General features: G+C 64.9%; 1 protein-coding gene. It reads right to left on the reverse strand.

The window, feature by feature from the left end:
• Nucleotides 1-234 precede the first annotated feature (234 nt).
• Nucleotides 235-462 (reverse strand): DMT family transporter (locus U1700_RS14580; protein WP_332753414.1); only part of this gene is annotated, 228 nt, incomplete at its 5' end.

Below are 462 nucleotides of genomic sequence, written 5' to 3' on the forward strand. Positions count from 1 at the left end.
CGACGGGAGGCTCGGACATTGGGTGCGATTTAGGGTCGCGGAGGGCGGATCGCTACCCTGTGCCGTGGCTTTGGTTCACGCGAAGACGCGAAGGTTTTTTGCGCGCAGAGGCGCGGAGGACGCAAAGGCGTTCCGAACGTGGCGATCGGGAGACCTTCTTCTTCCTCTGCGCTTTCTGCGCCTCTGCGCAAACCTCTCTACTTCGCGACTTCGCGGCTTCGCGTGAACGTCAATTCATCCCTGCGCGAACAGCTTGGTGCCCATCACGCCGATGACGGTCAGGACCATGAAGCCCGCCTGGATCGGCGCGATCTTGTCGCCGAACACGATGGCCCCGCCGATCACGACGCCCACCGCGCCCAGCCCGGTCCACACCGCATAGGCGGTCCCGGCCGGAAGCCCGCGCATGGCGAGCGCGAGCAGGCCCATGTTCACGAAGCTGAGGATGATCGGCACGCTCGA

It is taken from the genome of Sphingomonas sp. RB1R13, from assembly GCF_036663775.1.
Taxonomy (GTDB): domain Bacteria; phylum Pseudomonadota; class Alphaproteobacteria; order Sphingomonadales; family Sphingomonadaceae; genus Sphingomicrobium.